Annotated in this window: 29 protein-coding genes; 14 read left to right on the forward strand and 15 right to left on the reverse strand. The window is 65.2% G+C overall.

From position 1 onward, the window contains the following. Window positions 1-56: 56 nt before the first annotated feature. A complete protein-coding gene (locus tag H5V43_RS07750) occupies window positions 57-236 on the reverse strand; it encodes a YdcH family protein (protein ID WP_037482328.1) in 180 nt (59 codons plus the stop codon). A 191-nt stretch (window positions 237-427) separates the two neighbouring features. Between H5V43_RS07750 and H5V43_RS07755 the strand changes: the two genes are divergently transcribed. After that, window positions 428-586, forward strand: a complete 159-nt coding sequence (locus H5V43_RS07755; RefSeq protein ID WP_007684009.1) for a YdcH family protein — start codon at window positions 428-430, stop codon at window positions 584-586. A gap of 146 nt (window positions 587-732) precedes the next feature. Here the strand turns inward: H5V43_RS07755 and H5V43_RS07760 are convergent, their stop codons facing one another. Together H5V43_RS07760 and dksA are read right to left on the reverse strand one after the other, a co-directional pair. Further along, window positions 733-1,098 (reverse strand): PilZ domain-containing protein, encoded by a 366-nt coding sequence (locus H5V43_RS07760; RefSeq protein ID WP_025548880.1) that lies wholly within the window; start codon window positions 1,096-1,098, stop codon window positions 733-735. Window positions 1,099-1,163: 65 nt separating this feature from the next. Continuing rightward, window positions 1,164-1,628, reverse strand: coding sequence for an RNA polymerase-binding protein DksA (dksA, locus tag H5V43_RS07765; protein ID WP_193666811.1), 465 nt, complete (start codon window positions 1,626-1,628; stop codon window positions 1,164-1,166). A 429-nt stretch (window positions 1,629-2,057) separates the two neighbouring features. Between dksA and H5V43_RS07770 the strand changes: the two genes are divergently transcribed. Next, window positions 2,058-2,888: a hypothetical protein gene (locus H5V43_RS07770; RefSeq protein ID WP_025548878.1), complete on the forward strand. Its 831-nt coding sequence runs from the start codon at window positions 2,058-2,060 to the stop codon at window positions 2,886-2,888. A gap of 64 nt (window positions 2,889-2,952) precedes the next feature. Here H5V43_RS07770 and H5V43_RS07775 read toward each other — a convergent pair whose 3' ends face one another. Beyond that, complete coding sequence (locus H5V43_RS07775) at window positions 2,953-3,393, reverse strand: host attachment family protein (protein WP_025548877.1); 441 nt, start codon at window positions 3,391-3,393, stop codon at window positions 2,953-2,955. A gap of 97 nt (window positions 3,394-3,490) precedes the next feature. Here H5V43_RS07775 and serS point away from each other — a divergent pair, with 97 nt between their 5' ends. The 4 genes from serS to rimO all read left to right on the forward strand — a co-directional run bounded on the left by serS (window position 3,491) and on the right by rimO (window position 8,222). Next, a complete protein-coding gene (serS, locus tag H5V43_RS07780) occupies window positions 3,491-4,768 on the forward strand; it encodes a serine--tRNA ligase (protein ID WP_025548875.1) in 1,278 nt (425 codons plus the stop codon). Between the two features lie 34 nt (window positions 4,769-4,802). After that, on the forward strand, window positions 4,803-5,576 hold the full coding sequence (surE, locus tag H5V43_RS07785; protein WP_025548874.1) for a 5'/3'-nucleotidase SurE: 774 nt from the start codon (window positions 4,803-4,805) through the stop codon (window positions 5,574-5,576). Window positions 5,577-5,744: 168 nt separating this feature from the next. Next, entirely contained in the window at window positions 5,745-6,803 is a 1,059-nt protein-coding gene (locus H5V43_RS07790) for a potassium channel family protein (RefSeq protein ID WP_025548872.1), read from the forward strand. A 36-nt stretch (window positions 6,804-6,839) separates the two neighbouring features. After that, the gene (rimO, locus tag H5V43_RS07795) at window positions 6,840-8,222 is read left to right on the forward strand and encodes a 30S ribosomal protein S12 methylthiotransferase RimO (RefSeq protein WP_025548871.1); all 1,383 of its coding nucleotides are present in this window, start codon (window positions 6,840-6,842) and stop codon (window positions 8,220-8,222) included. Window positions 8,223-8,314: 92 nt separating this feature from the next. Here the strand turns inward: rimO and H5V43_RS07800 are convergent, their stop codons facing one another. Together H5V43_RS07800 and H5V43_RS07805 are read right to left on the reverse strand one after the other, a co-directional pair. Beyond that, the gene (locus H5V43_RS07800) at window positions 8,315-9,169 is read right to left on the reverse strand and encodes a DUF4163 domain-containing protein (RefSeq protein ID WP_025548869.1); all 855 of its coding nucleotides are present in this window, start codon (window positions 9,167-9,169) and stop codon (window positions 8,315-8,317) included. After that, window positions 9,169-9,372 (reverse strand): hypothetical protein, encoded by a 204-nt coding sequence (locus H5V43_RS07805; protein WP_007684028.1) that lies wholly within the window; start codon window positions 9,370-9,372, stop codon window positions 9,169-9,171. The genes H5V43_RS07800 and H5V43_RS07805 overlap by 1 nt, the downstream gene beginning before the upstream one ends. A 139-nt stretch (window positions 9,373-9,511) precedes the next feature. On the opposite strand from H5V43_RS07805, the gene H5V43_RS07810 reads away from it, so the two are divergent. The 4 genes from H5V43_RS07810 to argC all read left to right on the forward strand — a co-directional run bounded on the left by H5V43_RS07810 (window position 9,512) and on the right by argC (window position 13,187). After that, window positions 9,512-10,909 (forward strand): leucyl aminopeptidase family protein, encoded by a 1,398-nt coding sequence (locus H5V43_RS07810; protein WP_025548867.1) that lies wholly within the window; start codon window positions 9,512-9,514, stop codon window positions 10,907-10,909. Between the two features lie 61 nt (window positions 10,910-10,970). Continuing rightward, the gene (locus H5V43_RS07815) at window positions 10,971-11,378 is read left to right on the forward strand and encodes a MarR family winged helix-turn-helix transcriptional regulator (protein ID WP_025548865.1); all 408 of its coding nucleotides are present in this window, start codon (window positions 10,971-10,973) and stop codon (window positions 11,376-11,378) included. Beyond that, window positions 11,338-12,246 (forward strand): C40 family peptidase, encoded by a 909-nt coding sequence (locus tag H5V43_RS07820; protein WP_025548864.1) that lies wholly within the window; start codon window positions 11,338-11,340, stop codon window positions 12,244-12,246. Before H5V43_RS07815 ends, H5V43_RS07820 begins: the two co-directional genes overlap by 41 nt. Further along, a complete protein-coding gene (gene argC / locus H5V43_RS07825; protein WP_025548862.1) occupies window positions 12,243-13,187 on the forward strand; it encodes an N-acetyl-gamma-glutamyl-phosphate reductase in 945 nt (314 codons plus the stop codon). The genes H5V43_RS07820 and argC overlap by 4 nt, the downstream gene beginning before the upstream one ends. Window positions 13,188-13,281: 94 nt before the next feature. On the opposite strand, the gene H5V43_RS07830 is transcribed toward argC, so the two are convergent. Further along, window positions 13,282-13,485 carry a hypothetical protein gene (locus tag H5V43_RS07830; protein WP_037482318.1) on the reverse strand — a complete coding sequence of 68 codons (204 nt, stop codon included), beginning with the start codon at window positions 13,483-13,485 and terminating at the stop codon, window positions 13,282-13,284. 227 nt (window positions 13,486-13,712) lie between these two features. Between H5V43_RS07830 and H5V43_RS07835 the strand changes: the two genes are divergently transcribed. Next, window positions 13,713-13,886, forward strand: coding sequence for a hypothetical protein (locus tag H5V43_RS07835; protein WP_165363299.1), 174 nt, complete (start codon window positions 13,713-13,715; stop codon window positions 13,884-13,886). A 60-nt stretch (window positions 13,887-13,946) separates the two neighbouring features. Then, entirely contained in the window at window positions 13,947-15,275 is a 1,329-nt protein-coding gene (locus tag H5V43_RS07840; RefSeq protein ID WP_025548860.1) for a PQQ-dependent sugar dehydrogenase, read from the forward strand. Between the two features lie 229 nt (window positions 15,276-15,504). On the opposite strand, the gene H5V43_RS07845 is transcribed toward H5V43_RS07840, so the two are convergent. Then, the gene (locus H5V43_RS07845) at window positions 15,505-16,323 is read right to left on the reverse strand and encodes an ATP-binding protein (RefSeq protein WP_025548859.1); all 819 of its coding nucleotides are present in this window, start codon (window positions 16,321-16,323) and stop codon (window positions 15,505-15,507) included. A 111-nt stretch (window positions 16,324-16,434) separates the two neighbouring features. Between H5V43_RS07845 and H5V43_RS07850 the strand changes: the two genes are divergently transcribed. After that, window positions 16,435-17,391, forward strand: coding sequence for an L-threonylcarbamoyladenylate synthase (locus H5V43_RS07850; protein ID WP_065846747.1), 957 nt, complete (start codon window positions 16,435-16,437; stop codon window positions 17,389-17,391). A 97-nt stretch (window positions 17,392-17,488) separates the two neighbouring features. Here H5V43_RS07850 and H5V43_RS07855 read toward each other — a convergent pair whose 3' ends face one another. From H5V43_RS07855 to H5V43_RS07885, 7 genes are all read right to left on the reverse strand, one after another. Further along, window positions 17,489-17,755 carry a hypothetical protein gene (locus H5V43_RS07855; protein ID WP_025548857.1) on the reverse strand — a complete coding sequence of 89 codons (267 nt, stop codon included), beginning with the start codon at window positions 17,753-17,755 and terminating at the stop codon, window positions 17,489-17,491. A 74-nt stretch (window positions 17,756-17,829) separates the two neighbouring features. Next, on the reverse strand, window positions 17,830-18,366 hold the full coding sequence (gene msrA / locus H5V43_RS07860) for a peptide-methionine (S)-S-oxide reductase MsrA (RefSeq protein ID WP_025548856.1): 537 nt from the start codon (window positions 18,364-18,366) through the stop codon (window positions 17,830-17,832). 43 nt (window positions 18,367-18,409) lie between these two features. Further along, window positions 18,410-20,116, reverse strand: coding sequence for a long-chain-fatty-acid--CoA ligase (locus H5V43_RS07865; RefSeq protein WP_025548855.1), 1,707 nt, complete (start codon window positions 20,114-20,116; stop codon window positions 18,410-18,412). A gap of 137 nt (window positions 20,117-20,253) precedes the next feature. Continuing rightward, on the reverse strand, window positions 20,254-20,937 hold the full coding sequence (locus H5V43_RS07870) for a DUF1013 domain-containing protein (protein WP_025548854.1): 684 nt from the start codon (window positions 20,935-20,937) through the stop codon (window positions 20,254-20,256). Window positions 20,938-21,063: 126 nt separating this feature from the next. Beyond that, window positions 21,064-22,092, reverse strand: a complete 1,029-nt coding sequence (locus tag H5V43_RS07875; RefSeq protein ID WP_025548853.1) for a glycosyltransferase family 4 protein — start codon at window positions 22,090-22,092, stop codon at window positions 21,064-21,066. Between the two features lie 14 nt (window positions 22,093-22,106). Further along, window positions 22,107-22,970 (reverse strand): UDP-2,3-diacylglucosamine diphosphatase, encoded by an 864-nt coding sequence (locus H5V43_RS07880; protein ID WP_025548852.1) that lies wholly within the window; start codon window positions 22,968-22,970, stop codon window positions 22,107-22,109. 336 nt (window positions 22,971-23,306) lie between these two features. Next, on the reverse strand, window positions 23,307-24,323 hold the full coding sequence (locus H5V43_RS07885; RefSeq protein WP_025548851.1) for an NAD(P)H-quinone oxidoreductase: 1,017 nt from the start codon (window positions 24,321-24,323) through the stop codon (window positions 23,307-23,309). Window positions 24,324-24,420: 97 nt separating this feature from the next. Between H5V43_RS07885 and H5V43_RS07890 the strand changes: the two genes are divergently transcribed. Next, window positions 24,421-24,618 (forward strand): DUF1192 domain-containing protein, encoded by a 198-nt coding sequence (locus H5V43_RS07890; RefSeq protein WP_025548849.1) that lies wholly within the window; start codon window positions 24,421-24,423, stop codon window positions 24,616-24,618. Window positions 24,619-24,679: the final 61 nt, after the last annotated feature.

Here is a 24,679-nt window from a genome sequence, read left to right on the forward strand (position 1 = left end):
GAATTGTGTCATTCGGGATCAGTCGGGACCGCATTGGCCATAATCCGTTCCACCGTTCAGGCGATGATGTCGGGGACGAGCTGATCCTCCAGCAGGGCCATTTCGTCGCGCAGGCGCAATTTCCGCTTCTTGAGGCGCGCGACCTGCATCTGGTCGCCCGAACCGGAGTCCACCAGCGCGCTGATGGCGCTGTCCAGGTCGCGATGCTCGATTCGCAACAATTCCAGCCGACGCATGATGTCTTCGCGGCTCACCATACACCTACTTTCGCACCCATTGCCGTCCCATCGCCCCTTGATAGCCCGGCGGGCCGGCACGAACCATCGCAAATTTCAAAGCGGCCCGTCGCAAAGCGCGAATCGCCCGAAGACACGACCAGCGAATCGTGATCTACTCGTTCATCCATTGCCCTCGTAAGGAGAATGTCATGGAAAACAGCCACATTTCAGCTCTTTCGGCCAAGCATGCCGGGCTTGAGGCTCGAATCAAGGCGGAGACGAGTCGTCCCATGCCTGACGCGATCCTGGTGGCCTCGCTCAAGAAGCAGAAGCTTCGGCTGAAGGAGGAAATGGAGGCGCAACACTGACAGCGGTGACGCCTGTGTGAAAGGCATGGATCGGCGGTCCCTTGCCGCTGATCCTGCCCTTCCGGGAGAAGCTCCGGGGCCATGCCTTGCGGGGCTTTTTTGTGGGCGGCGGCAATCCGAGCCACCCTGTAATCCGCTTTGGACGCTCAGCGCATGAAGCGGCGCTGGCGCAGATAATCGGGCACCGCAAGCTGTCCTTCCGGCGCGGAAACCCGGCGGCGCGCGAGTTGGGGATCGATCGGCACGTCGAACGCGATGCCGATGCGATCCTCCCGTGACCAGACGACCGAACCATGGACCTGGCCGATGCCGCGCAGGTCGAAGCGAATGCGGATGCCATTGGGCACGGCGCGCTCACAATCGGCCATGAGGCCGGTGGCGGAAAGATTGCGGACGCGGGCGCGGCCGAGCGGAACCCCGTCGGCCGAGCTTAGATTGGTGAGCAGGAAAAGGCTGTCGCGCGGGCCGGAACGCGCCGGACCACGATCACCATCATCCTGATTGCTATCCATCGACAACGCCCTGCAAGATCACTGGAATTTCCCGGCGACCCTGCCATGGCGGCATGGATAAAAGGTTAATCGTCGCGAGAGACTTTTTCCTGCCGCTCGTGCCGTTCCTGCGCTTCGACCGTCATGGTCGCGATCGGGCGGGCTTCCAGGCGGCCCAGCGAAATCGGTTCGCCGGTCACTTCGCAATAGCCATATTCGCCCTCGTCGATGCGGCGGAGCGCGGCGTCGATCTTGGAGATGAGCTTGCGCTGGCGGTCGCAGGTGCGCAGCTCGATCGACCAGTCGGTCTCGCTCGATGCGCGGTCGTTGAGGTCGGGTTCGCGGAGCGGTTCGTTCTGCAGGACGGCCAATGTCCCTTCCGCTTCAGCCAGGATCTGCTTCTTCCAGTCCCACAGGCGCTGCCGGAAATATTCCAACTGAAGCGGGTTCATGAACTCTTCGTCTGCGGAAGGACGATAGTCGGGTGGGAGTGTTACAGCCGATTTCGGCGGATTTTGGCCGTCTTTATCGGAATTCAGGACCGATGCCATCTGGCTCTCCGACTCGCGGGACCCCCGATGCTGAAAGTGCCGGGGTATCCGTGACTTGTGGTTGACGGCGCCTAATAGCCAGCGCCAAGGCCTGAGACAAGCGGGCAATCGGTCGTCCGGCGCGCCGGCCGCGCATTGCGGCGCGCTTATCCCCAGAAAATTCGCGATTCCCGGCCATCGGCAGATCATAAAAGAAAATAGACCAGCCGTATCGCCCAAGCGGCCGGCCGCCGTATCACAATGGGACGTTAACCATATGAGTTCATAATTTGTTAGTTTTTTCCTCGACTTGACCCCGATATTCAGAGTTAACGCCATTGAAGTTAACGCTTTGTTTTGCGTTGTTAGCAATAGGGAACGGCCCCGCATCCGTTACTGCGCAACGCGGTGACGAGATCGTCAGGCCGAAGACAAACAAGAGTGGAACCTATGTCGGTACGGATGGCATTGGCTAAATTATGCGCTTGCGCCGCCGGCGGCGCGATCATCGGCGGCGGCGCCGTCCATGTCGCGGAAAGCGCGCGTCCGACAGGGGTCCAGAGCACGAAGAGCGTCAAGGCGGCGCCCCGCAAGCATTATGCGGTGCGCAAGGTGCAGCGCGTGGTGAAGACGGTTTCCTGCGCCCCGCAGACGGTGACGGTGACCACCCAGGCGGCGCCTATCCCCCTGCCGGCCCCGGTCGCGGCCGCGGAAATGCCGGTCATGTCCGGCGGTGGCGGCGGCGCGCCGGTGGTGCTGGCGGGTGGCCCCGGCTTTGGCGGCGGCGGGTTTTTCGGCGGCTTCTTCGGCGGCAGCAGCGGCGGTTCGGGCGGATCGGTGGTGATCTCCTCCACCAGCAGCTCGACCGGCGGCATCACCAGTTCCACCAGTTCGACCACGGGCGGCGTGTCCACCTCGACCGGCGGCGTTTCGACGTCCACAGGCGGGGTTTCCACCTCATCCGGCAATGTGTCGACATCCTCCGGTAATGTGTCGACCTCTTCGGGCAACGTCTCGACCTCCAGCGGCAATGTGACCAGCAGCTCCTCGACGTCGAGCTCCACGTCCAGCTCCTCTTCGACCAGTTCCTCGACCAGCAGTTCGACGTCGTCTTCGTCCTCGACTTCCTCTTCGTCCAGTTCCTCGGGCGGCGACCATCATCATCCGCCGCCGCCGACCGACGTGCCGGCGCCGCCGATGGTGCTGCTGTTCGGGGCGGGCGCGGCGGCCCTGCTGGCGCGCAAGCGTTTCGCGCGCGCCAAGGCGGGCGCCGAGGGTTAGCCGAGGGTTAACCGCGGGGCGATCCGGCCGGCGCGTCCGGGGGGAGCGCCGGCCGGGTCGGGTTTCAGCTCGTCGCGATGATCCGCTCGATTTCCGGCACCGGGTGGTTCGACAGGTCCTTCGCGATCTCACCCACTAGCCGGCTCTGCACTTCCTTGTGATAATGTTTGCGCATTTCGCCCAGGGCGGCGGGCGGCGCGACGACGATCAGCTTTTCGAAATCATTGGCGAGCGCGCGGCGCTTCAGCAATTCTGCAGCTTCCGCGGCGAAGCGCGCTTCCTCCAGATCGTGGAAATTGGTCTGCTCGACGGAGCCGCGATGGCTCGCGACCGAATTGGGCCCCCGTCCCGTGCCGTCGGAGGCCTGCTCGCGATCGGGGGGATTATCCTGTTCCTTCACCTCTTCCGTTTCCAGATTGGGAAAGGCCGGGCTGCCCTTGTTGCGAAAGAACAGCATCTTGCGCCCATCGGCCACCAGCACCATCGCGTCATGGTCTATCTGCATCGTCCCGTTCCTCTTTTCTCAACGCCTGATTTTACCACCAACGGACGGCGGTGTGCAGGGTTGCGCGGCTGGTCGCAGAACGGCATAGGGCTGACCCATGCACGACATTCGTTTCATTCGCGAAAATCCCGCCGCTTTCGACGCGGGGCTGGCCCGGCGCGGGCTTGAACCGCTGAGCGCGGAGTTGCTGGCGCTGGACGAACGGAGCCGCGCGATCAAGACCGCGCTGCAACAGGGTCAGGCGCGCCGCAATGAGGCGAGCAAGGCCGTCGGCCAGGCGATGGCGCAGAAGGACATGGCGACGGCCGACGCGCTGAAGACCGAAGTCGCGGCGCTCAAGGAAAGTCTGCCCGCCCTGGAGGCGGAGGATCGCGAGATTGGCGAAGCGTTGGCGGCGCGGCTGGCGGCGATCCCCAACCTGCCGGCGGACGACGTGCCGATGGGGGAGGACGAGGTCCAGAATGTCGAGGTGGCACGGTGGGGCGAACCGCGGAGCTTCCCCTTCACGCCGCAGGATCATGCTGATTTCGGCCCGGCGCTGGGGCTGGATTTCGAAGGCGGCGCGGTGCTTTCCGGGGCGCGCTTTACCGCGCTGCGGGGGCAGATGGCGCGGCTGCACCGCGCGCTGGCGCAGTTCATGCTGGACCGCCAGTCGGGCGAAAACGGCTATGAGGAGGTCAACCCGCCGCTGCTGGTGAAGGATGAGGCCCTGTTCGGCACGGGACAGTTGCCGAAATTCGCGGAGGACCTGTTCAGGACCACCGATGGCCGCTGGCTGATTCCCACGGCGGAGGTTTCCCTTACCAATCTGGTGCGCGAACAGATCGTGGCGGTGGAAAGCCTGCCGCTGCGGCTGACGGCGCTGACACCTTGTTTCCGGTCGGAAGCCGGATCGGCCGGGCGGGACACGCGCGGCTTCATCCGCCAGCACCAGTTCGAGAAGGTCGAACTGGTGGCGATCTGCAGGCCCGAGGAATCCGAGGCCGAGCATGAGCGCATGTGCGCCGCGGCTGAGGGGGTTTTGCAGGCGCTTGGCCTGCCCTATCGGAAGGTGCTGCTGTGCACCGGCGACATGGGCTTTGGCGCGCGCAAGACATGGGATCTGGAAGTCTGGCTGCCTAGCCAGCAGACCTATCGCGAGATCAGTTCCGTCTCCAATTGCGGCGATTTCCAGGCGCGGCGGATGAACGCGCGCTACAAGCCGGAGGGGGAGAAGCAGACGCGCTTCCTCCATACGCTGAACGGGTCGGGACTGGCCGTGGGACGGACGCTGGTGGCGGTTCTGGAAAATTACCAGCAGGAGGACGGCAGCGTGATCGTGCCGGAAGTGCTGGCCCCCTATATGGGCGGGGTGACGCGGTTGCGGCCCCAGTAGGCTGCCGGCCCCCAAGCGAAGGGATTCCAGACATATGCGCATCCTGCTCACCAATGACGACGGGGTCCATGCGCCGGGCCTGACCGTGCTGGAGGAGATCGCCCGGACGCTGTCGGACGACATCTGGATCGTCGCGCCGAGCGAGGAGCAGTCCGGCGCCGGCCACAGCCTGACGCTGACGCGGCCGTTGCGCGTCCGGCAGCATGGCGAGAAGCATTTCAGCGTGTCGGGAACGCCGACCGACGCGGTGATGATGGCGGTCGGCCATCTGATGAAGGATGCGAAGCCCGATCTGGTGCTGTCAGGCGTCAATCGCGGCGCCAACCTGGCGGAGGACGTGACCTATTCGGGCACGGTATCGGCCGCGATGGAGGGCGCGATCTCCGGCATCAGATCGATCGCGCTCAGCCAGGTCTATGTGCGGGAGGGGATGGGCGACGCCGTGCCCTTCGCGGCGGCGCGGGCCTGGGGCGAGCGGGTGCTGCGCCCGCTGATCGCCATGCCGGCCAGCCCCCGGCTGCTGTTCAACGTGAACTTCCCGGCCGTCGAACCCGAAGCCGTCAAGGGCATCCGCGTGGTGCGGCAGGGCTTTCACGATGTGGACCGGACGAAGATCATCCATGGCACCGATCCGCGCGGCTATGATTATTACTGGTTCGGCCTGGGCAAGAGCGACTCCGTGCCGGAAGGCAGCGATCTGGCTGGCATTGCCGAAGGCTATGTGACGGTGACGCCGCTGCATTACGACCTGACGCAGGACAGCGCGATCGCGGCGACGGCGCAGGCCTTCGGAGGACAGATCGGCTGACGGCATGTTCCTGCCCAGGCGGGGATATGGTTTTGCAGCCGACCGGAACGGAATCTGGCCATGGCGGGGCCAGCGCGTTAAAGATATGGCGATGTCGCGCGCATTCCTTCTTCCTGCCTTCACCATTCCCACGATGCCTCCCATCCACATCATCGAAGAAAAGGTCCGATGAGGATCGTTCCGGTAAGGCCGCCGTCCAGCGCGGCGGGCTTTCTGCGGCGGCGGTCTTCGCTGCCGATCTGGGCCGATCTCACCTGGCGGGTGGGACTGGTGTTCGGCCTGATCGGGCTGGTGTTGCTGATCCACTGGGTCGGCCGGGATGGATTGAAGGACAATCTCGACGACAGGATCAGCTTCGTCGACGTGCTCTATTTCACCACCGTCACCGTGACGACGGTCGGCTATGGCGACATCGTGCCGGTCAGCCCGGAAGCCCGGCTGTTCGAGGCATTGCTGGTGACGCCGATCCGCCTGTTCGTCTGGCTGATCTTCCTCGGCACGGCCTATAATCTCTTTTTCCGCAACATCCTCTACAGGTGGCGCATGGCTCGCATTCAGGCCGATCTGCACAATCATATCGTCGTGACCGGCTTCGGCACCAGCGGGGCCGAGGCGGTGCGCGAGCTACTGGCGCGGGGCGTCGACCCGCGCGAGATCGTGGTGGTCGACCCGGTAGAGAAGGCGCTGGCCGAGGCCGAAGCGTTGGGCTGCAACATATTGTGCGGCGATTCGACGCGGGACCGGACGTTGAACGATGTCGCGATCCACCGGGCGCGGACGCTGATCGTGTCGGCGGGGCGGGACGACACCTCGATCCTCATCACCCTGACGGCGCGGCATCTGGCCCCTCGCCTGCCCATCAGCATCGTCGTGCGCAACGAGGATAACGAACTGCCCGCGCGGCAGGCGGGCGCGACCACCGTGATCAACCCGGTCAGCTTTGCCGGGCTGCTGCTGGCGGGCAGCACCAGCGGCCAGCATATTGCCGACTATATGTCGGACCTTGCCGCTTCGGGCGGTCAGGTGAAGCTGAACGAACGCTTCGTTCTGCCGGAGGAGATCGGGCAATCGCTTTCCGCCATCGCCACTGGTCTGGGGGTACGCATCTACCGCGACGGGCGGGCCATCGGCTTCTGGGAAGAGGGCGCGGGGCGGCTCCAGACCGGCGACCTGATCATAGAGATCGTGCAGGGCGCGGCCGCCGGGGAAGCCCGGTCCCTGCCCTGATTTCCTGCCCCCGTGACATTGCGCGCAAAAATCCCTATGTGCGCGCCGATCATGGCAACCAAAATTCCCGAAGCGCCGAAGGTCGGCATGGTGTCGCTGGGCTGTCCCAAGGCGCTGGTCGACAGCGAGCGCATCCTGACCAAGCTGCGTTCCGACGGCTATCAGATGTCCGCCGACTATGCCGGCGCTGACGTCGTGCTGGTCAACACCTGCGGATTCCTCGATTCGGCCAAGGAAGAATCGCTGGAAGCCATTGGAGAGGCGATTGCGGAGAATGGCCGGGTCATCGTCACCGGCTGCATGGGCAATGAAGCGGAACTGATCCGTCAGAAATTCCCGCAGGTGCTGGCCGTCACCGGCGCGCATCAATATGAGGCGGTGGTGAACGCGGTGCATGAGGCGTCGCCGCCCATCCCCAACGCCTTCATCGATCTGGTGCCGGAGGGTGGGCTCAAGCTGACCCCGCGCCACTACAGCTATCTGAAGATTTCGGAGGGCTGCAACCATCGCTGCTCCTTCTGCATCATCCCCTCGCTGCGCGGCGATCTGGTCAGCCGGCGCATAGACGCCGTGCTGCGCGAGGCGGAAAAGCTGGTGCATGCCGGAACCCGGGAACTGCTGATCATCAGCCAGGACACCTCCGCTTACGGGGTCGACACCCGGCATGAGGCGCGCCAGTGGAAGGGGCGCGAGGTTCGCGCGCACATGACCGATCTGGCGCGCGAACTGGGGCAGCTTCGCACCGCCGATGGCACGCCGCCCTGGGTCCGTCTGCACTATGTCTATCCCTATCCCCATGTGGATCAGGTGATCCCGCTGATGGCCGATGGGCTGCTGACCCCCTATCTCGACATTCCCTTCCAGCATGCCGCGCCTTCTGTCCTCAAGGCCATGAAGCGCCCGGCGAACGAAGCGAAGGTGCTGGACCGCATCCGCAAATGGCGGGACATCTGCCCGGACATCGCGATCCGTTCCTCCTTCGTCGTCGGCTTTCCCGGCGAGACGGAGGCGGATTTCGACTATCTTCTCCAGTGGCTGGACGAGGCGCAGCTCGACCGCGTGGGAGCCTTCCGCTTCGAACCCGTGGAGGGCGCGGCGGCCAACGACCTGCCCGGCGCCGTGCCGGAGGAGGTCAAGGAAGAACGCTATCAGCGGATCATGGAGAAGACCGCCGCCATTTCCGCCGCACGGTTACGGGCGAAGGTCGGCCGCGTGCTGCCCGTCATCATCGACGAGGTGGGCGAAGCGGACGAGGACGGCTCCATCGGCGCCACGGCGCGCAGCCAGGCCGACGCGCCGGAGATCGACGGCAGTGTCTTCCTGCGCGATGTAGGAGAAGGGCTGGCGCCGGGCAGCATCCTGAACGTGCTGATCGAGGATGCGGACGAGCATGACCTTTACGGAGTGCCGTCGGTTTAGGGCACCATGTTCCTGCGAGGGCAGGAACCCAGTTCCGATGTCAGAACGGACCGCCCGCCTTCGCAGGGGCACGGCGCATTGTGGGGGCAGCGTCATTCTGCCGCCGCAAAGGCGTCCTGATATTCCGTCTTGATCGCCTTGCGCATGGCCCCGTCCACAGGCAGCGCGATCTCATAGCTTCCCTCGGCATAGGGCCCGGCGCTGTAGGGACCGACGACCACGGTGACGCCGTCGATCAGCTTGCCGTCCTTCGACGTCGGCACCAGCACCTGCTGCATCGGATCGATGCATTTGGTGAAGTCGTCGTCATCGCTCCGCTTCACCGGCTCGCCGCGCTTTTCGGCGCGAGCCTTGTCCAGTGCGTCGCAGAAGCGGTCATGGATGGCGGCCGCGAAGGCGGCAGGCGAAGTCATCAACGCCGTGACCGCCGTCTCCCGCTTGCGCGCCTTGTCCCACAGCAATGCGTCATATCCGGTCATGCCATGCGCCCCGCCGGTATAGACATAGCTTTCCGATTGGAGCGCAAGGAAACGCGGCGTATCGGCGGCGACCGTCCAATGGACGTCAAGCGCATGGGCGCGGAAGGGATAGCCGGACGCCCTGGCGGCCTTCTGGTCTTCGCGCGCCATTTTCAACGCATCCGCCTTGCCGACCTTCAGCGCGTTGCCGAACTTCTCCGCCAGGGCGGGTATCTGCGCGGCCTGGGCAGGGTAGCCATAGGCGAATTCGAGCAGATCGGTCTTCTCCTTCTGCTCGAAGGGTTGGGCGGGCGGCGGCGGCTCCGGCTGGCCGGACATGCGGTTCGCGAAATTGCTGGCCGCGACATCGTTGCCCGGCAAAGCCGCTTCGCCCGCATTCCGGGCATCTTTCGACGGCGAACAGGCGCAAAGCAGCAGGACCGCCCCCAGGGGCAGTCCCGCCAGTCCCCTCCCCTTTATCCGGCGCATCAATGGGCCTTGGCTGCCGCCATGCACCGTTCGCTGATCGCCTTGCGCGCATAGCTGCTCTGGAGCGCCGCGCCGGCATTGGGCCAGCCTTCCGCGATCAATGCCTGCTCCACCGCATGCGCTCCGTCGAAACGCCCGCTTTCCGCCAGCGCATAGGCACGGGCGCGCAGGGCCTGAAGGCGGCCATCGTCGCTGTGCATCATCATGTCTCTCCTTCTTTTAACTTCGTTCAATCTATGCCTGCGCTCCGCCCGACGCAAATGATAGCGCGGTCGAAGGAGGCGCGCGGACGACGAAAGATTGGGCTTTTCTTACCCGCCGCCTTTCTCCAGAACATAGGGCATGAGCGATTTTTCCGACCTGCTGAAAGCCGACAACAATCAACCTGCCCGTTCGATCCTGATCGTGGATGCGCCAGGGCTGGAAAGCTGGCTGGGAAGCCAGCCGGAGCGTGTGCGCGCGCTGGCCGCCGCGCAGAAATTCAAGGGCAAGGCGCACGAATTCGCCATTCTGCCTGGCGAAGATCCGGCGGACTGGTCGGTAGTGGCGGGCGTCGCTTCCGCCACGAAGCTGGGACCATGGTGCCTTGCCAGGCTGGCCGAGGCCTTGCCCGAGGGGACTTATCGGTTGGTCGAAGGCGCGGCCGGCGCGGCGATGCTGGGATGGCTGACCGCGCAATATCGCTTCGACCGCTATCGCAGCGAAGAAAATGGATCGGGAGCGCGCGTCCTGCTGACCGCGGAAGTGGCGCAGATCGATGCGGCCACGCGCCTGGCGGAAGCGGTGGCGCTGGTGCGCGATCTGGTCAACACGCCCGCCGCCGACATGGGGCCGGCCGAACTGGAAGCCGCAACCCGCAAGGTGGCGGAACGCTTCGGCGCCGACTGCAAGGTGACGAAGGGGGATGCGCTGGAACATGGTTTCCCGATGATCCATGCCGTGGGCAAGGCCGCGGACAAGGGCTTCGCGCCGCGCCTCATCGAATTGCGCTGGGGCGATCCCGGGCACCCGAAGGTCGCGGTCGTCGGCAAGGGCATTTGCTTCGACAGCGGCGGCCTGGACATCAAGCCGTCTTCCGCCATGCGCCTGATGAAGAAGGACATGGGCGGCGCGGCCCATGCCCTGGCGCTGGCGCAGCTTGTCATGGACGCGCGCCTGCCGGTAAGGCTTCACCTGCTGATCCCGGCGGCGGAGAATGCGGTGTCCGGCAATGCCTTCCGGCCCGGCGACATATTGCGGTCGCGCAAGGGGCTGACGGTCGAGATCGGCAATACCGATGCCGAGGGGCGGCTGGTGCTGGGCGACGCGCTGACGCTGGCGGGAGAGGACAAGCCGGACCTGATCATCGACTATGCGACGCTCACCGGCGCGGCGCGGGTGGCCGTGGGGCCGGACCTCCCCGCCCTGTTCGCCAATGACGAGGCGCTCGCCGCAGACATGGATGCGGCCGGGACCGCCGTCGACGATCCGACCTGGCGCCTGCCCCTGTGGGACGGCTATGCGGAAATGCTGAAGTCCGATGTGGCCGACATCAACAATGCGGGCGAAGGCGGCTTTGCCGGGGCGATCACCGCCGCGCTGTTCCTCAGGCGGTTCGTGCCCGACGCCGTGCCCTGGCTGCATCTCGACACCTTTGCCTGGCGTCCCGCCTCCCGGCCGGGGCGGCCCAAGGGGGGCGAGGCGCTGGGACTGCGCGCCGCCTTCCATATGCTGCAAGCGCGCTACGGCCGTAAAAAGTAAAAAGAAAGCGATTGTCCGAGGCCGTTACGCAACCGGATTGGCTATCGTGCGTTACGGGGTCATGGATGCCCATTCCGCACAGACTGAAGCCGCAGAGCTGAACCGTCCCGGCCTGAAGCCGCTCAGCCAATGGATGCGCACATTGGTCGATTATGTGCGGTCCGGCAAACCCGACCTCACCAACCGGCAGATGGCGCTGATGCTGACCGTCTACATCGGCGCGGGGCCGCATACGGTGCGGGGACTCGCGGAGGCGCTGAACGTCTCCAAGCCGGTCATCACCCGCGCACTCAACAAATTATCGGCGCTTGGCTATCTGCGGCGGGAACGGGACTCCACCGACCGACGCAATATTTTCATCACCCGAACCCCAAAAGGGGCGGAATTTCTTGACGCCTTTCACCATTTCATCGCAGGAACCGGCCGCGATGAACGCCTCAACTTCTCCCCTGCGGAACGCACCGCCTGAACGCATCCGATTCAAGCTGGACGGCCGATCGGTCAGGCTCGACACGCGCGTCCACGCGGCGCGCGGCGACCTGGCCGACCTGGCGCTGGCCGGCGTGCTGTTTTCCGCCCATTATGCCCGCGCCGTCGAACTGACCTGCGTCGCCGCCGGCGCACCGGTACTGGCGTCCGACACGCCCAAGGCGCAGGCGGTCAGCGAATTGCTGCGGGGCGAGAGCTTCCACGCGCTGGACGTGACGGCGGACTGGGCCTGGGGCTTTTGCGGGCATGACGGCTATGTCGGCTATGTCCGGCGGGAAGCGCTGGACGTGCGAGAGGTGGTGAACAGCCGCGTGATCACCGGCACGGCGCCGCTCTTCAGCGCCGCCGACATCAAGTCGCCCATTGCCGATTACTGGCCGCGCGGCGCGCAGTTCGCGGCAGAGGCGCAGGGCGATTTCTTCGCCTGTGCGGAAGGTTTCGTGCATCGGCGCCATGTTGCGGAGATCGACGCGCTGGAAAGCGACTGGGTTTCGGTGGCGGAGCGTTATCTGGGCCAGCCCTATGTCTGGGGCGGGCGCGGGCATCGCGGCGTCGACTGTTCCGGCCTGGTGCAGGTATCGCTCGGCCAGTGCGGGATCAAGGCGCCCCGCGACACCGATCTGCAGCGGGAGGGGATCGGTTCCCCCATCGCGCCGGATGCGCCGCTCCGACGAGGGGACTTTGTCTTCTTCCCCGGCCATGTCGGCATCATGACCGACGAGCGCAACATGATACATGCCAACGCCCATTGGATGAGCGTGGTGATCGAGCCACTGGCCGACGTCGTCGGACGGTTGGCGGCGGACCATGCGGAACCCGTGACGGCGAGGCGGAGAATCGGCACATGACACATCGGATATTCATCGACGGCGGCGTCGGCACCACAGGTCTGGAAATCAACGAGCGGCTGGCGGGTCGTCCCGAACTGTCGATCATCACGCTCGACGAGGACAGGCGCAAGGACGCGTCGGCGCGCAGGGAGGCGCTGAACGCGGCGGACATCGTCATCCTCTGCCTGCCCGACGATGCAGCGCGGGAGGCGGTGGCCCTGATCGACAATGGCCGGACGCGGGTGATCGACGCGTCGACGGCCCATCGGGTGGCGGACGGCTGGACCTATGGCTTTGCCGAACTGGAACCGGGGCATCGGGACAGGCTTGCAAATTCGCGGTTCGTCGCCAATCCGGGCTGCTGGCCGACAGGCTTCCTGGCGCTGGTGAGACCGCTGGTGCTCGCCGGTCTGCTGCCGGGCGACTGGCCGGTGACGGTATCCGGCGCATCCGGCTATTCGGGCGGCGGCAAGTCGATGATCGCGGAATATGAAGGCGCGGAGGGCGCGCCGAGCGCGTTCCGGCCCTATGGACTGGGGCTGGCCCACAAGCATGTGCCGGAAATGCTGCGCTATTCCGGCTTGCAGCACCCGCCCCTGTTCGCCCCGGCCGTCGCCAATGCCTATCGCGGCATGATCGTGGAGGTGCCGTTGCAGTTGCGCGCCCTGCCCGGCGCGCCTTCGGTGGCGGATGTGCATGGCGTGTTGGCCGCCGCCTATGCGGGATCGCCCATCGTCAGCGTGGAAGCGCTGGAGGACAGCGCGGCGATGACGCAGGTCCGGCTGGAGCATGTCGGCGCGACCGACCGGCTGGCGCTGTTCGTCTTCGGCAATGAGGCGGCCGGTCAGGCGCGGCTGGTGGCGGCGCTCGACAATCTCGGCAAGGGCGCGGCCGGAGCCGCCGTGCAGAACCTCAACATATTGGCGGGACTGCCGGAAACGGCTGGCCTGCGGCTATAGGCCGACATTCGATCTGCTCCATCCGTCATGCCGGACTCGTTTCAGCATGACGGATGGGAAGTCGGGGCAAGCGAAGCTTCGGAGATGCTCCGGATCAATGGATCGTGCCCAGCGGCCCTTCATGGGTCAGCAGCACGATCAGCCGCTCGATCTGCCGCCAATGGCAGAAGCGGATATGGTTGCCCAGATCGCGGCTTCGGTCGGCGCGCGCCGCGGCTTCATAGCCTGCATTGTCGCCAAACAGCGACATCAGCTCAGCTGCGTCCTCATAGCTCTTTCGATTGGAAAGATATGGCATGTTCATGACGAAGCCCCCCAAAGTCCCCACCCTGACGGTAAGGATCATGGTTCAATCCCCATGCCAACCATGGCCATCGACGGAGCAGCGCGGCCTGGAAGGGTGAACGGCCGGTTAGCCAAGTCCCGCCATGGCACAAACATCCCGTTGCGGCACAGACCTGTCCTGAAAAGGCGCAGGCGGGAAAGCGCTGGCCATGCATCCCCGCGCGTGGCAAGGACCGGGAAATGACCAATGCCAGAAAAGAACCGATCGGCGCAGGCGCCATTTTGGCGCTCACCATTTTGGGCGGAACAATCGTCGGCGGCCTGATGGGCCAGCCAAGTGCAGGCCTGCTGGGCGGCACCGCGCTGGGCATCGTGATCGCGGTGCTGCTATGGGTGCGGGATCGGGGAAAATAGCTCCGCACCCGGCACTTGCGCGCCTTGCCACCATCTGTGGGCCAGCATAAACGGATAGCCATGAAGAAGCATCTGATCGCGCTCACCCTCCTCACGCTGGCCGTTCTCATCGGCCTTTTCTTCTATTTCGCGCGGGGAGATACGGCGCGGCTTCCGGCCGGCGCGGATGTGGGCAAGGAGCCGGTTTTCACCAGCCCCCGCAGCGAAATGATCCCGACGATGAACGTCGCGGATGCCGTGCCGTGGAAGGGTGGGGAAAAGCCGGTTCCCGCAAAGGGGCTGAACGTCGATCGCTTCGCGGATGGGCTGGACCATCCCCGCTCGCTGCTGCGCCTGCCCAATGGCGATGTGCTGGTGGCCGAAACCAACAGCCCGTCACGCCCGACGGGCGGCATCGTCAACCGGGTGATGAACTATCTGATGAACAAGGCAGGCGCCGGCGTGCCGTCCGCCAACCGCATCACCCTGCTGCGCGACGCCGATGGCGACGGGCGGGCGGAAACCAAGACCGCTTTCCTCACCGGGCTCAACTCCCCCTATGGCATGGCGCTGGTGGGGAACACGCTCTACGTCGCCAATACGGATGCCTTGATGGCCTTTCCCTACAGGGAAGGGGACAGCAGGATCACGGCCAGGGGGCGCAAGATCCTGAACCTTCCCGCGCAGGCGCCCAACATGCACTGGACGCGCAGCCTGGCCGCAAGCCCGCAGGGGCTGCTTTATGTGGGCGTCGGCTCCAACAGCAATATCGGGGAAAATGACCTGGAGACGGAGGCCAATCGCGCCGCCGTGCTGGAGGTCAATCCCGATACGGGCGCTTATCGCATCTACGCTTCGGGCCTGCGCAACCCCGTGGGGCTGGCTTTCGAGCCCAGGAGCGGCGCATTGTGGGGCGTGGTGAACGAGCGCGACATGCTGGGCAGCGATCTGGTGCCCGATTATCTGACGCGGGTGGAATTCGGCGCCTTCTATGGCTGGCCGTGGAATTATTGGGGCGGTTATGAGGATCGCCGTGTCCAGCCGCAGCGGCCGGAGGTTCGCGAATATACCAAGCGGCCGGACTATGCGCTGGGCAATCATGTGGCGCCGCTGGGCCTCAGCTTCGCCGACAAGGTGACGCTGCGCGCGCCCTATGCCAACGGCGCCTTTGTCGGGCTGCACGGCAGTTGGAATCGCAAGCCTGCCGCGGGCTACAAGGTCGTGTTCGTGCCCTTTGGCGACAATGGGGAGGCGGGCAAGGCCAAGCCGGTCGATGTGCTGACGGGCTTCCTGGGAAGCAAGGGCGAGGCGCATGGGCGCCCGGTCGATGTGACGGCGGACGCCAGGGGCGCGTTGCTGGTGAGCGACGATGTCGGCGGTGTCGTCTGGCGGGTGACGGCGGCGAAGTGAGGTGATGGGTTCTTGCCGGGGCGTGCCCTTGATCCTCTCCCGTCGAGGGCCGGCAGAGAGGGACACTCCGCCAAAATACCCCGGCCGCAAACCCATGAATGGCGCGCTCAAGATTTGAGGCAAAAGGCTCGGCACAAGGAGAGAGGGCGCGGGAATATGTTTCAAGCCCTGCCGACGCCGTGATGGGCCTTTCTGGTCGAACCGCAGGACGCCCAGATGGGTTTACGGCCTAGATATTGAGGCCATGCCGCCCGGCCAGTTCCACCACATATTGCCAGGCCACGCGGCCTGAACGGCTACCCCGCTGCGTCGCCCACTGGATCGCGTCCAGCGGCTGGAAGCTGAGGCCGAGGCTGGCCGCATAGCCGCTGACAATAGCGACATAGGCATCCTGGTCGATCGCGTGGAAACCCAGGGACAGCCCGAAGCGGTCCGAAAGCGCCATCTTGTCGTCCACCACGTCGCGGGGATTGACGGGGTCGTCCTGCTCCGACAGGTGGCGGGGCACGATGTGACGGCGGTTGGACGTTACATAGAGGCGAACATTGGCCGGGCGGGCGGCGGTTCCGCCCTGGAGCAGCGATCGAAGCGCACGGGCGTCGCCCACCCCATTTTCATCGAAGCCAAGATCGTCGAGGAACAGGATGAAGGGCCGGCGCGTGTCGCGCAACAGGGTGAAGAGTTGCGGCAGGCTGGCCAGTTCATCGATCGCGCATTGCAGCAGGGCGATGTCCTGCCCCTCCGCCTGAAGCTTGCCGATGACGGCGGCAACGACGGCGGACTTTCCGGTTCCGCGTGCGCCCCACAGCAGCACGTCATGCGCCGCATGTCCGGCAGCATGGCGACGGCTGTTTTCAAGCAGCGCCTGCTTCTGCGCGTCGATGCCGGTCAACAGGGCGTAATCCACCGGCGCGAAGGCCTCCACCGCCCGGATCGTGGCGCCGTTCCACACATAGGCGGGCGCGGCGGCCAGATCGGCGGAAGAAGCGGGCGGCGGAGCGATCCGTTCCAGCGCTTCGGCAATGCGGGTCAGCAGGGCATCGTTCATGGAGCCCTCGCTTAGCCCGCATCCGCATGACGGGCAAGCGCGGCGCCCATGTCATTCTTCTGTAGCAATGGCCTTTTACTCCCGGAAATCGGGGCTTATATCGCTGGGGTCGTGACCATCCCAAATCCAGTCTTTTCCACCCGAATAAGCCGTTATGGCAGCGAAGCGCTGCGCGAGGCGGCGCTGCTGATCCGTGCGGGCGAACCGGTCGCCGTGCCGACGGAGACGGTCTATGGCCTGGCGGCGGACGCCACCGACTCCAACGCAGTGGCGGCGATCTACACCGCCAAGGGACGGCCAAGCTTCAATCCGCTGATCGTCCATGTCGCCGATCGGGAGATGGCCGGGCGTCTGGCCGATTTTTCGCCCGTGGCCGACAAGCTGGCGGAGCGGTTCTGGCCCGGCGCGCTGACCATGGTCCTGCCGGTGCGCCCGGATAGTGGGCTGTCCCCGCTGGTCATGGCGGGACTGCCGACCGTGGCGCTGCGCCTGCCCGCCCATCCGGCGATGCGGGCGCTGATCCGGGAAAGCGGGCGTCCGCTCGCCGCGCCTTCGGCCAATCGCAGCGGCGCGATCAGCCCGACGCGCGCCGAACATGTGCTGGCGAGCCTCAACGGCAAGATCCGCATGATCCTGGATGAGGGGCCGACCAGCGAAGGGCTGGAATCGACCATCGTCGCGCCGGAAAGCGACTGCATCCGCCTGCTGCGACCGGGCCCGATCACGGCGGCCATGCTGGAGGAGGCAAGCAGGCTGCCGGTGGTGACGGGCGCTGACAATGCGAAGATCGAGGCGCCGGGGCAGTTGGAAAGCCATTATGCGCCGTCCAAGCCGGTGCGGCTGAACGCGCTGAAGGCGGAGAAGGACGAATATCTGATCGGCTTCGGCCTGATGCCGTGTCATGTGAATCTCAGCCCCGACGCCGATATGCGGGAAGCGGCGGCGCATCTGTTCGCGGCCCTGCACATCGCGGATGCCAGCGCGGCGGAGCGGATCGCGGTGGCGCCGATACCCAATGAAGGGATCGGTGTAGCCATCAATGACCGGTTGCGGCGGGCGGCGGCTTAACATTCGCATTCATGCGGACCGCCTATGAATATGGTCATGCTGAACTTGTTTCAGCATGACGCGTGGGGATGGGCCGGATAAAAGGGCGAGAAATCACTCACCCGCAATTATCATAACCCGCATCGCGGCATTCGCGGCGACGGCGTTCTTCCTCCTTCTTCCGCTCGCGGGCTTCGCGCGCCTCCTGCTTGCGCATCTTGCGGCCGTAATTGCGGTCGGCCTCTTCCTGGCTGGTGGTGCTCCAGTCGACCACCTGGCTGCCAGCGCGCACCGGCGCCGTCACGATATTCGCCGCCGTCCGCGCGATGCAGCCCGGCAGGAACAGCAACAAAGCCGGCGCGGCCACCCATGCGATCTTGTTCATATCTCTTCCCCGGCTTGTCATGTCCGCCAGCTTAAAGACGCTGGCGGCCAGGGCAAGCCGTGGGCGACGAACCGTTAGGGCGCTTCGATCCGCTCGGCAAAGCCCTTGCGCAGCTTGGCGAGCTTGGGCGGGATCACCGCCATGCAATAGGGGTTCCGGTCCCCCACCCGCTCCCAATATTTCTGGTGATAATCCTCCGCCGGATACCAGGGCGCGTCGGGCTCTATGGCGGTGACGATCGGGTTCGCCTGATCCGCCTGAGCGCGCTCGATCCCGGCCTTCGCCTCCGCCGCCTGTTCGGGCGAATGGGGGAAGATGGCCGACCGATACTGGGTGCCGATGTCGTTGCCCTGCCGGTTGAGCGTCGTCGGATCATGGGTGGCGAAGAAAATGTCCAGCAGGTCGCCATAGCCGATCGCCGCCGGATCATAGGTGATGCGGATAGCCTCGGCATGGCCGGTCGCGCCGGAGCAGACCTGCTCATAGCTGGGGTTCGGCAGCGTGCCGCCGATATAGCCGCTTTCCACGGCCTTCACGCCCTTCAGATTCTGATACACCGCTTCCGTGCACCAGAAGCAGCCGCCAGCCAGGGTTGCGATCTCTTCGGCCATATAGGGAGTCCTTATCCTGAATTGGCCGCCGAGATAGGAAGGATCAGCCCGCGGTTCCAGTCTGCCGCATCGCCGCCTCCGCCTTGGCGCGTTCCTCGGCCACCAGTTCCTTGCGGGACAGCTTGCCGACCAGCGTCTTGGGCAGGTTGAGGCGCACCTCCACCTCGCACACCTTCTCATGCTTGCCCAGTTGCGGGTTCAGCCAGTCCTTGAGCGCGGCCCCGTCGATCCCGGAGCCCTCCTGAAGGGTGACGAAGGCCTTCGGACATTCGCCGCGATAATGGTCGGGAATGCCGATCACCAGCGCTTCCTTGACCGCCGGATGGTGGTAGAGAACCTTCTCGACCTCGCTGGGGAAGACCTTGAACCCGCCGACGGCGATCATGTCCTTCAGCCGGTCGACGATCTTCACATAGCCGTCCTCGTCGATCAGCCCGACATCGCCTGTGCGCAGCCAGCCGTCGACGAAAACCTCCTCGTCGGCGTCCGGCCGCTGCCAATAGCCCTTCATGATCTGCGGCCCGGAAAAGACCAGTTCGCCCGGTTCGCCCTCGGGCGGCGGACGGGTCGGGTCCTCGCGGTCGACCAGCTTGACGCGGGTGCCGGGCACCGGCTGCCCCACCGTGCCGGACTTGTTGAGGCCCTCATAGGGGTTGGAGCAGACGACCGGGCTGCTTTCGGTGAGGCCATAGCCCTCGACCAGCTGGGAGCCCGTCATCGCCTCGAACCGCTGCTTGACCTCCAGCGGCAGCGGCGCGCCGCCGGAAATGCAGAGGCGCAGGGAGGAGAAGTCGATATTGGGCGTCGCGGGATGATCCAGCAGCGCCTGGTACATGGTGGGCACGCCGGGCAGCGAGGTCGCCCTGGTCCGCTGCAGCGCGGCCAGAACCTGCGTGCCGTCGAAGCGGGGCAGCATCACCATCTCCCCGCCGTTCAGCACCGTCCGGTTGAGCACGCATGTATTGGCGAAGACATGGAAGAAGGGCAGCACCGCCAATATGCGGTCGGGCGCTTCGGGATGCGGATCGATCAGGCGGACCTGCCGCGCATTGGCGGTCAGGTTCTGATGGGTCAGCATCGCGCCCTTGGGCCGGCCGGTGGTGCCGCCGGTATATTGCAGCAGGGCGATGTCCTGCTCCGGATCGATGGCGACCGGCACGGGGTCTTCGCCATGGCGCAGCAGGTCCGCATAATGGGTAAGGCGCGGATCGTGCGGTACCGCGACCGTCTCCTTGCGCTTGAACAGCCGGAACAGCACCGACTTGGCAGGCGGCAGGACTTCCGCGACGCAGCCGACGACCAGCCGTTCCAGGCTGCTGTTGTCCAGCACTTCCAGCGCGGTGGGCAGCAATGCCTTGGCCGACAGGGTGAAGAGGATCTTCGTCCCGCTATCCTCGACCTGATGTTCCAGTTCGGCGGCCGTGTAGAGGGGGGAATAGTTGACGACCGTCGCCCCGGCCATCATCGCGCCATAATAGGCCGCGACATAATGAGGGACATTGGGCAGGAAAAGGCCGACCCGGTCCCCCTTCCCTATGCCCATGTCCTGCAATCCCCTGGCGACCCGCCGGATGCTGTGGAGCATTTCGCCATAGCTCGTCTTGCGGCCCATGAAATCGATCATCACCGCTTGCGGATTGGCCGCGGCGCTGTTCGCCACCATCTCCACCATCGACAGGGGCGGGAATGTCTGCTCCCAGGCAGAGGGATGATTATAGCGGGTTTTCCAGATTTTTTCGCTGCTCTCCATTTGTACAGGTGTAAGTTACGCCTTCCCTTTACGCAAGCGTAAAGCACGGCAAAAGGGCCGCGGCCCGTGGCAAGGCGCGGCCCTTTTCCCGGTCTCTGCCGTCGTCGCTCCGCACGGGGCGGATTGACGTTACGGCATCAGACGTGACCCTTGTTGTCGCTGAACGGATCGAGGATTTTCGCGGCGCCCGAAATCAGGTCGGACTCGCTCTTCAGCGCTTCTTCCGCGCGGCGGGTGGCGTCCTCGCGCTCCCGGCGCAGCTCGTTGATCAGCGCCTCGCGATCGCCGTCCAGGCGCGAATCGGTGGGGGCCTCGATGCCCGCCTTCTTCGCCGCCTTCGTCACCAGCGCGTCCAGTTCCCGCTGCGAGCAGAGGCCCAGCGTCACCGGGTCCTTCGGCACGATGTTGGAGATGTTCCAGTGCGTGCGGTCGCGGATCGCGGCGATGGTGGTGCGCGTGGTGCCGATCAGCTTGCCGATGGCGCCGTCCGAAATTTCCGGATGGTTGCGCAGTATCCAGGCGATGCCGTCGGGCTTGTCCTGACGCTTGCTGACCGGCGTATAACGCGGTCCCTTGGTGCGGCGGACCGGCTCGGGGCCCTTCAGCATCTTCAGGCGATAGTCCGGATTGGCCTCGCCCTTGTGGATTTCCTCCATCGTGATTTCATGGGCGCGCACCGGATCGCGGCCGGTATATTTGGTGCCGGCGGTATCGTCGGCAATCGCCTGCACTTCCAGGATATGCAGCCCGCAAAACTCCGCAATCTGGTCGAAGCTCAGCGCGGTATTGTCGACCAGCCAACTGGCTGTCGCATGGGGCATGAGAGGCTGGGACACGGGAATTCTCCGGCATAGAAACGGCGCTTAAAAACGACAAGGGCCGCCCAAGCAGGGCGGCCACGCCCGACCCGAGATAGTGCATCCCGCCGCGCCGGGCAAGGAAAAGCGTCAGGCCGCGCTGTCGAGCGCCTGGGGATCGATATTGTGCAGGCCGGTGAGGAATTCCCGCGCGCTGCGTTCCCAACTGAAGCTCTTGCCATAGGCGGCGCATGCCTGACGGTCGCAGAGGAGCGCTGCGGCGATGGCGTCCTCCAGCCGGTCCGACAAGGCGCCGCTTTCCGGGGTGACGATGTCGACCGGGCCGGTGACGGGATAGGCCGCCACCGGCGTGCCGCAGGCCAGCGCCTCTATCATGACCAGGCCGAAGGTGTCGGTGCGGCTGGGAAAGACGAAGACGTCGGCGCCGGCATAGGCGCCGGCCAGTTCCGCCCCGAACATGGGGCCCAGGAAATGCGCCTGCGGATAGGTTCTTTCCAGCATGGCACGGGCGGGACCGTCCCCGACGACGACCTTCGTTCCCGGATGGCCGCTGGCCAGGAAGGCTTCCAGATTCTTCTCGACCGCGACACGGCCGACATAGAGCTGGATCGGACGCGGCAGATCGGCAAAGAGGATGGGCGGCGTCGCCATGGGCGTGAAGGCGGCCAGGTCCACCCCCCTGCCCCAGGCACGCACCTGCGCCAGCCCATGGGCGCGCAATTGCCGCCGCACGGACCGGGTCGACACCAGCACCGCCTCGGCCGGTCCATGGAACCAGCGGATATAGCGCCAGAACCACGCCGCGGGCAGCCCGGTGCGCTGCGCCACATAATCCGGAAAATGCGTATGATAGGCAGTGGTGAAGCGGATGCCGCTGCGCAGGCACCAGCGCCGTGCGGCCAGGCAAAGCGGCCCTTCCGTCGCCAGATGGATCGCGTCGGGACGGAAAGCCGCGATCATCTGCCCCACGACGCTCGAACGGGCGAAGGCCAGCCGGATTTCCGGATAGGTCGGACAGGGGATGGAGCCGAAGAGATCGGGCGAGACCAGCTTCACCTCATGCCCCATCTTCTCCAGTTCCGCCTGCATGGTCTGGAGCGTGCGGACGACGCCGTTCACCTGCGGGCTCCAGGCGTCGGTGACTATGGCGACACGCATCGTTCGCCCTCCCGTCAGGCCGCGATCCGGGAAGGTTCTTCGGCGGCGCGCCCGGCGATCTCGTCGGCCCAGTGCAGCACCTCCATGCGCCCGTCGAAATGCTCGACCAGCGCCGTGCATCCCTCCACCCAATCGCCGTCATTATAATATTCGACGCCCGCGATCTCGCGGATTTCCGCATTGTGGATATGCCCGCAAACGACACCGTCGACGCCGCGGGAACCGGCCTCATGCGCCACCACCTCCTCGAAGCGGGAGATGAACTCGACGGCGTTCTTGACCTTGTGCTTCGCCATCTTGCTGAGCGACCAATAGGGCAGCCCCATGCGTTGCCGCACCGCGTTCACCACGACATTGACGCGCATCAGCATGGTATAGGCGGCGTCGCCCACAAAGGCCAGCCAGCGGTGCGCAAGCATGATCGTGTCGAACTCGTCGCCGTGCAGCACCAGCAGCTTGCGGCCGTCGGCGGTCTCATGGATCGCCTTGCGCCGAATCTCGACGCCGCCGAAGCTGAGGCCGGTGAACTGGCGGAACATCTCGTCATGATTGCCGGGGATGTAGACGACGCGGGTGCCGCGCTTGGCCCGCTTCATCACCCGCCAGACCACATCATTATGCGCGGCGGGCCAATAGAAGCGCTTCTTCAGCCGCCAGCCGTCGATGATGTCGCCCACCAGATACATGGTGTCGCTGTCGACGCTGTCGAGGAAGTCGATCAGCATGCTCGCATTGCAGCCGCGCGTGCCGAGGTGAATGTCCGAAATCCAGATCGTGCGATAGCGGCGACGCTTCCCTTCCCGTTCGGGAATGGCGAACTTGTCGTCGGCGCCATCGTCCAACTCCGCCAGGAAAGGCAGGCGAGTGATGGCGTTCATGATGCGACCCCTGAGCTGTTTCCCTCAGGAGCGAATCCATAGCCGCCCTATGTTACAACTCCGCAGCGAATATGACGGAAATGCTACGGTCTTGGCCAGTGCAGGACATTCCTTCTCCCTTGAGGGAGAAGGATAGGAAGCCTTGGCGACGAAGGAGCCTAGGCTGATTTGGATGAGGGGGAAGCGGGCCTGCGGCCCGCGTGATCCCATGGATCGCAACGCCCTCACCCCGCTGCGACTAGGCAGCAAGCTGCCAAGTCTGCGCAGCCCTCTCCCTCAGGGGAGAGGGATAAAGCGGGTGTTCGATTACCACCCCCAATCAGACCCACCCCCTCGTCAAACCGTCAGCACGATCTTCCCGAAATGCTCCCCCGCATCCATGCGCGCATGCGCGGCGGCCGCCTCCGCCAGCGGAAAGCGCATGTCCATCGCCGGCCGCAGCCTGCCCTGCTCGATGAAAGCCCACACCACCCGCATCAACTCGTCCGCCACCAGGCTCTTGAAGGCCACCGAGCGCGGGCGCAGCGTCGATCCGGTCAGCGTCAGCCGCTTGCCCATGATCGCGGGAATGAAGACCTCCGCCTTGGGCCCGCTCATGACCGCGATGGACACATGGCGCCCGTCTTCCGCCAGACACTGGATGTTGCGCGGCAGATAATCCCCGCCGACCATGTCCAGCACCGCCTGCACGCCCTGCCCGCCGGTGATCCGCTTCACTTCCTCGACGAAATCCTGGCTGCGATAATTGATCGCATGATCGGCGCCCCAGGCCTTCGCCTGCTCGCATTTCTCATCGCTGCCACAGGTCACGATGACGCCGATGTCGAACAGCTTGCAGAGCGAGATCGCCATGGTGCCGATGCCGCTCGTGCCGCCATGGACCAGCACCACATCGCCCTCCACCACATAGGCGCGCTCGAACAGGTTGCTCCACACGGTGAACAGGGTTTCCGGCAGGGCCGCCGCCTCGACCAGATCATAATCGTCCGGCACCGGCAGGCACTGGCCGGCGGGCGCCACCGCATATTCGGCATAGCCCCCGCCGGGCAGAAGCGCGCAGACGCGCCGGCCGATCAACAGTTCCGCGCTCCCGCCCGCGGCGACGATGATGCCGGAAACCTCCAGCCCCGGAATGTCGGGAGCGCCGGGCGGCGGCGGATATTTCCCCTGCCGCTGCATCACGTCGGGCCGGTTGACGCCGGCCGCCGCCACCTTGATCAGCACCTCTTCGGGCCCGGGCACGGGAACCGGCCGCCGCTGCGGCACCAGGGCCTCGGGCCCACCGGGAACCGCTATGCCGATCACCGTCATTTCCGTCGGCAGGTCGTTCGGCTTCACGCCCTCTATCGCCATTGCGGCCCCTCGCGGCAGATGTTGCACCGCACCTAAATCGACGGGCGGAATGCAGGCCTTATTGACAGACTGGCCCGCAGGGTCAACATTGCGATTCATGGACATGGAAGACGATCTGCCCCGAAAGGCCGATGATCCTCTGGCCCAGCTGATCCGGCAGGATCTGGGTCCGCTGTCCGTTGCCGATCTCGAAGCGCGCATCGCGGCGCTGCAGGGCGAAATCGCCCGCACCCGATCCAAGATTGAAAACGCCGTTAACCACAAAGCAAGCGCCGAGGCGTTATTCAAGCGATGAACCCGCGCCCCGCCCCACGCGACTCCGACAAGGGTCTTACCGGGCATGGGCAGTCTGGCAA

The sequence above is a fragment of the Sphingobium fuliginis genome (assembly GCF_015074805.1).
GTDB classification, from domain to species: Bacteria; Pseudomonadota; Alphaproteobacteria; order Sphingomonadales; family Sphingomonadaceae; genus Sphingobium; species Sphingobium fuliginis.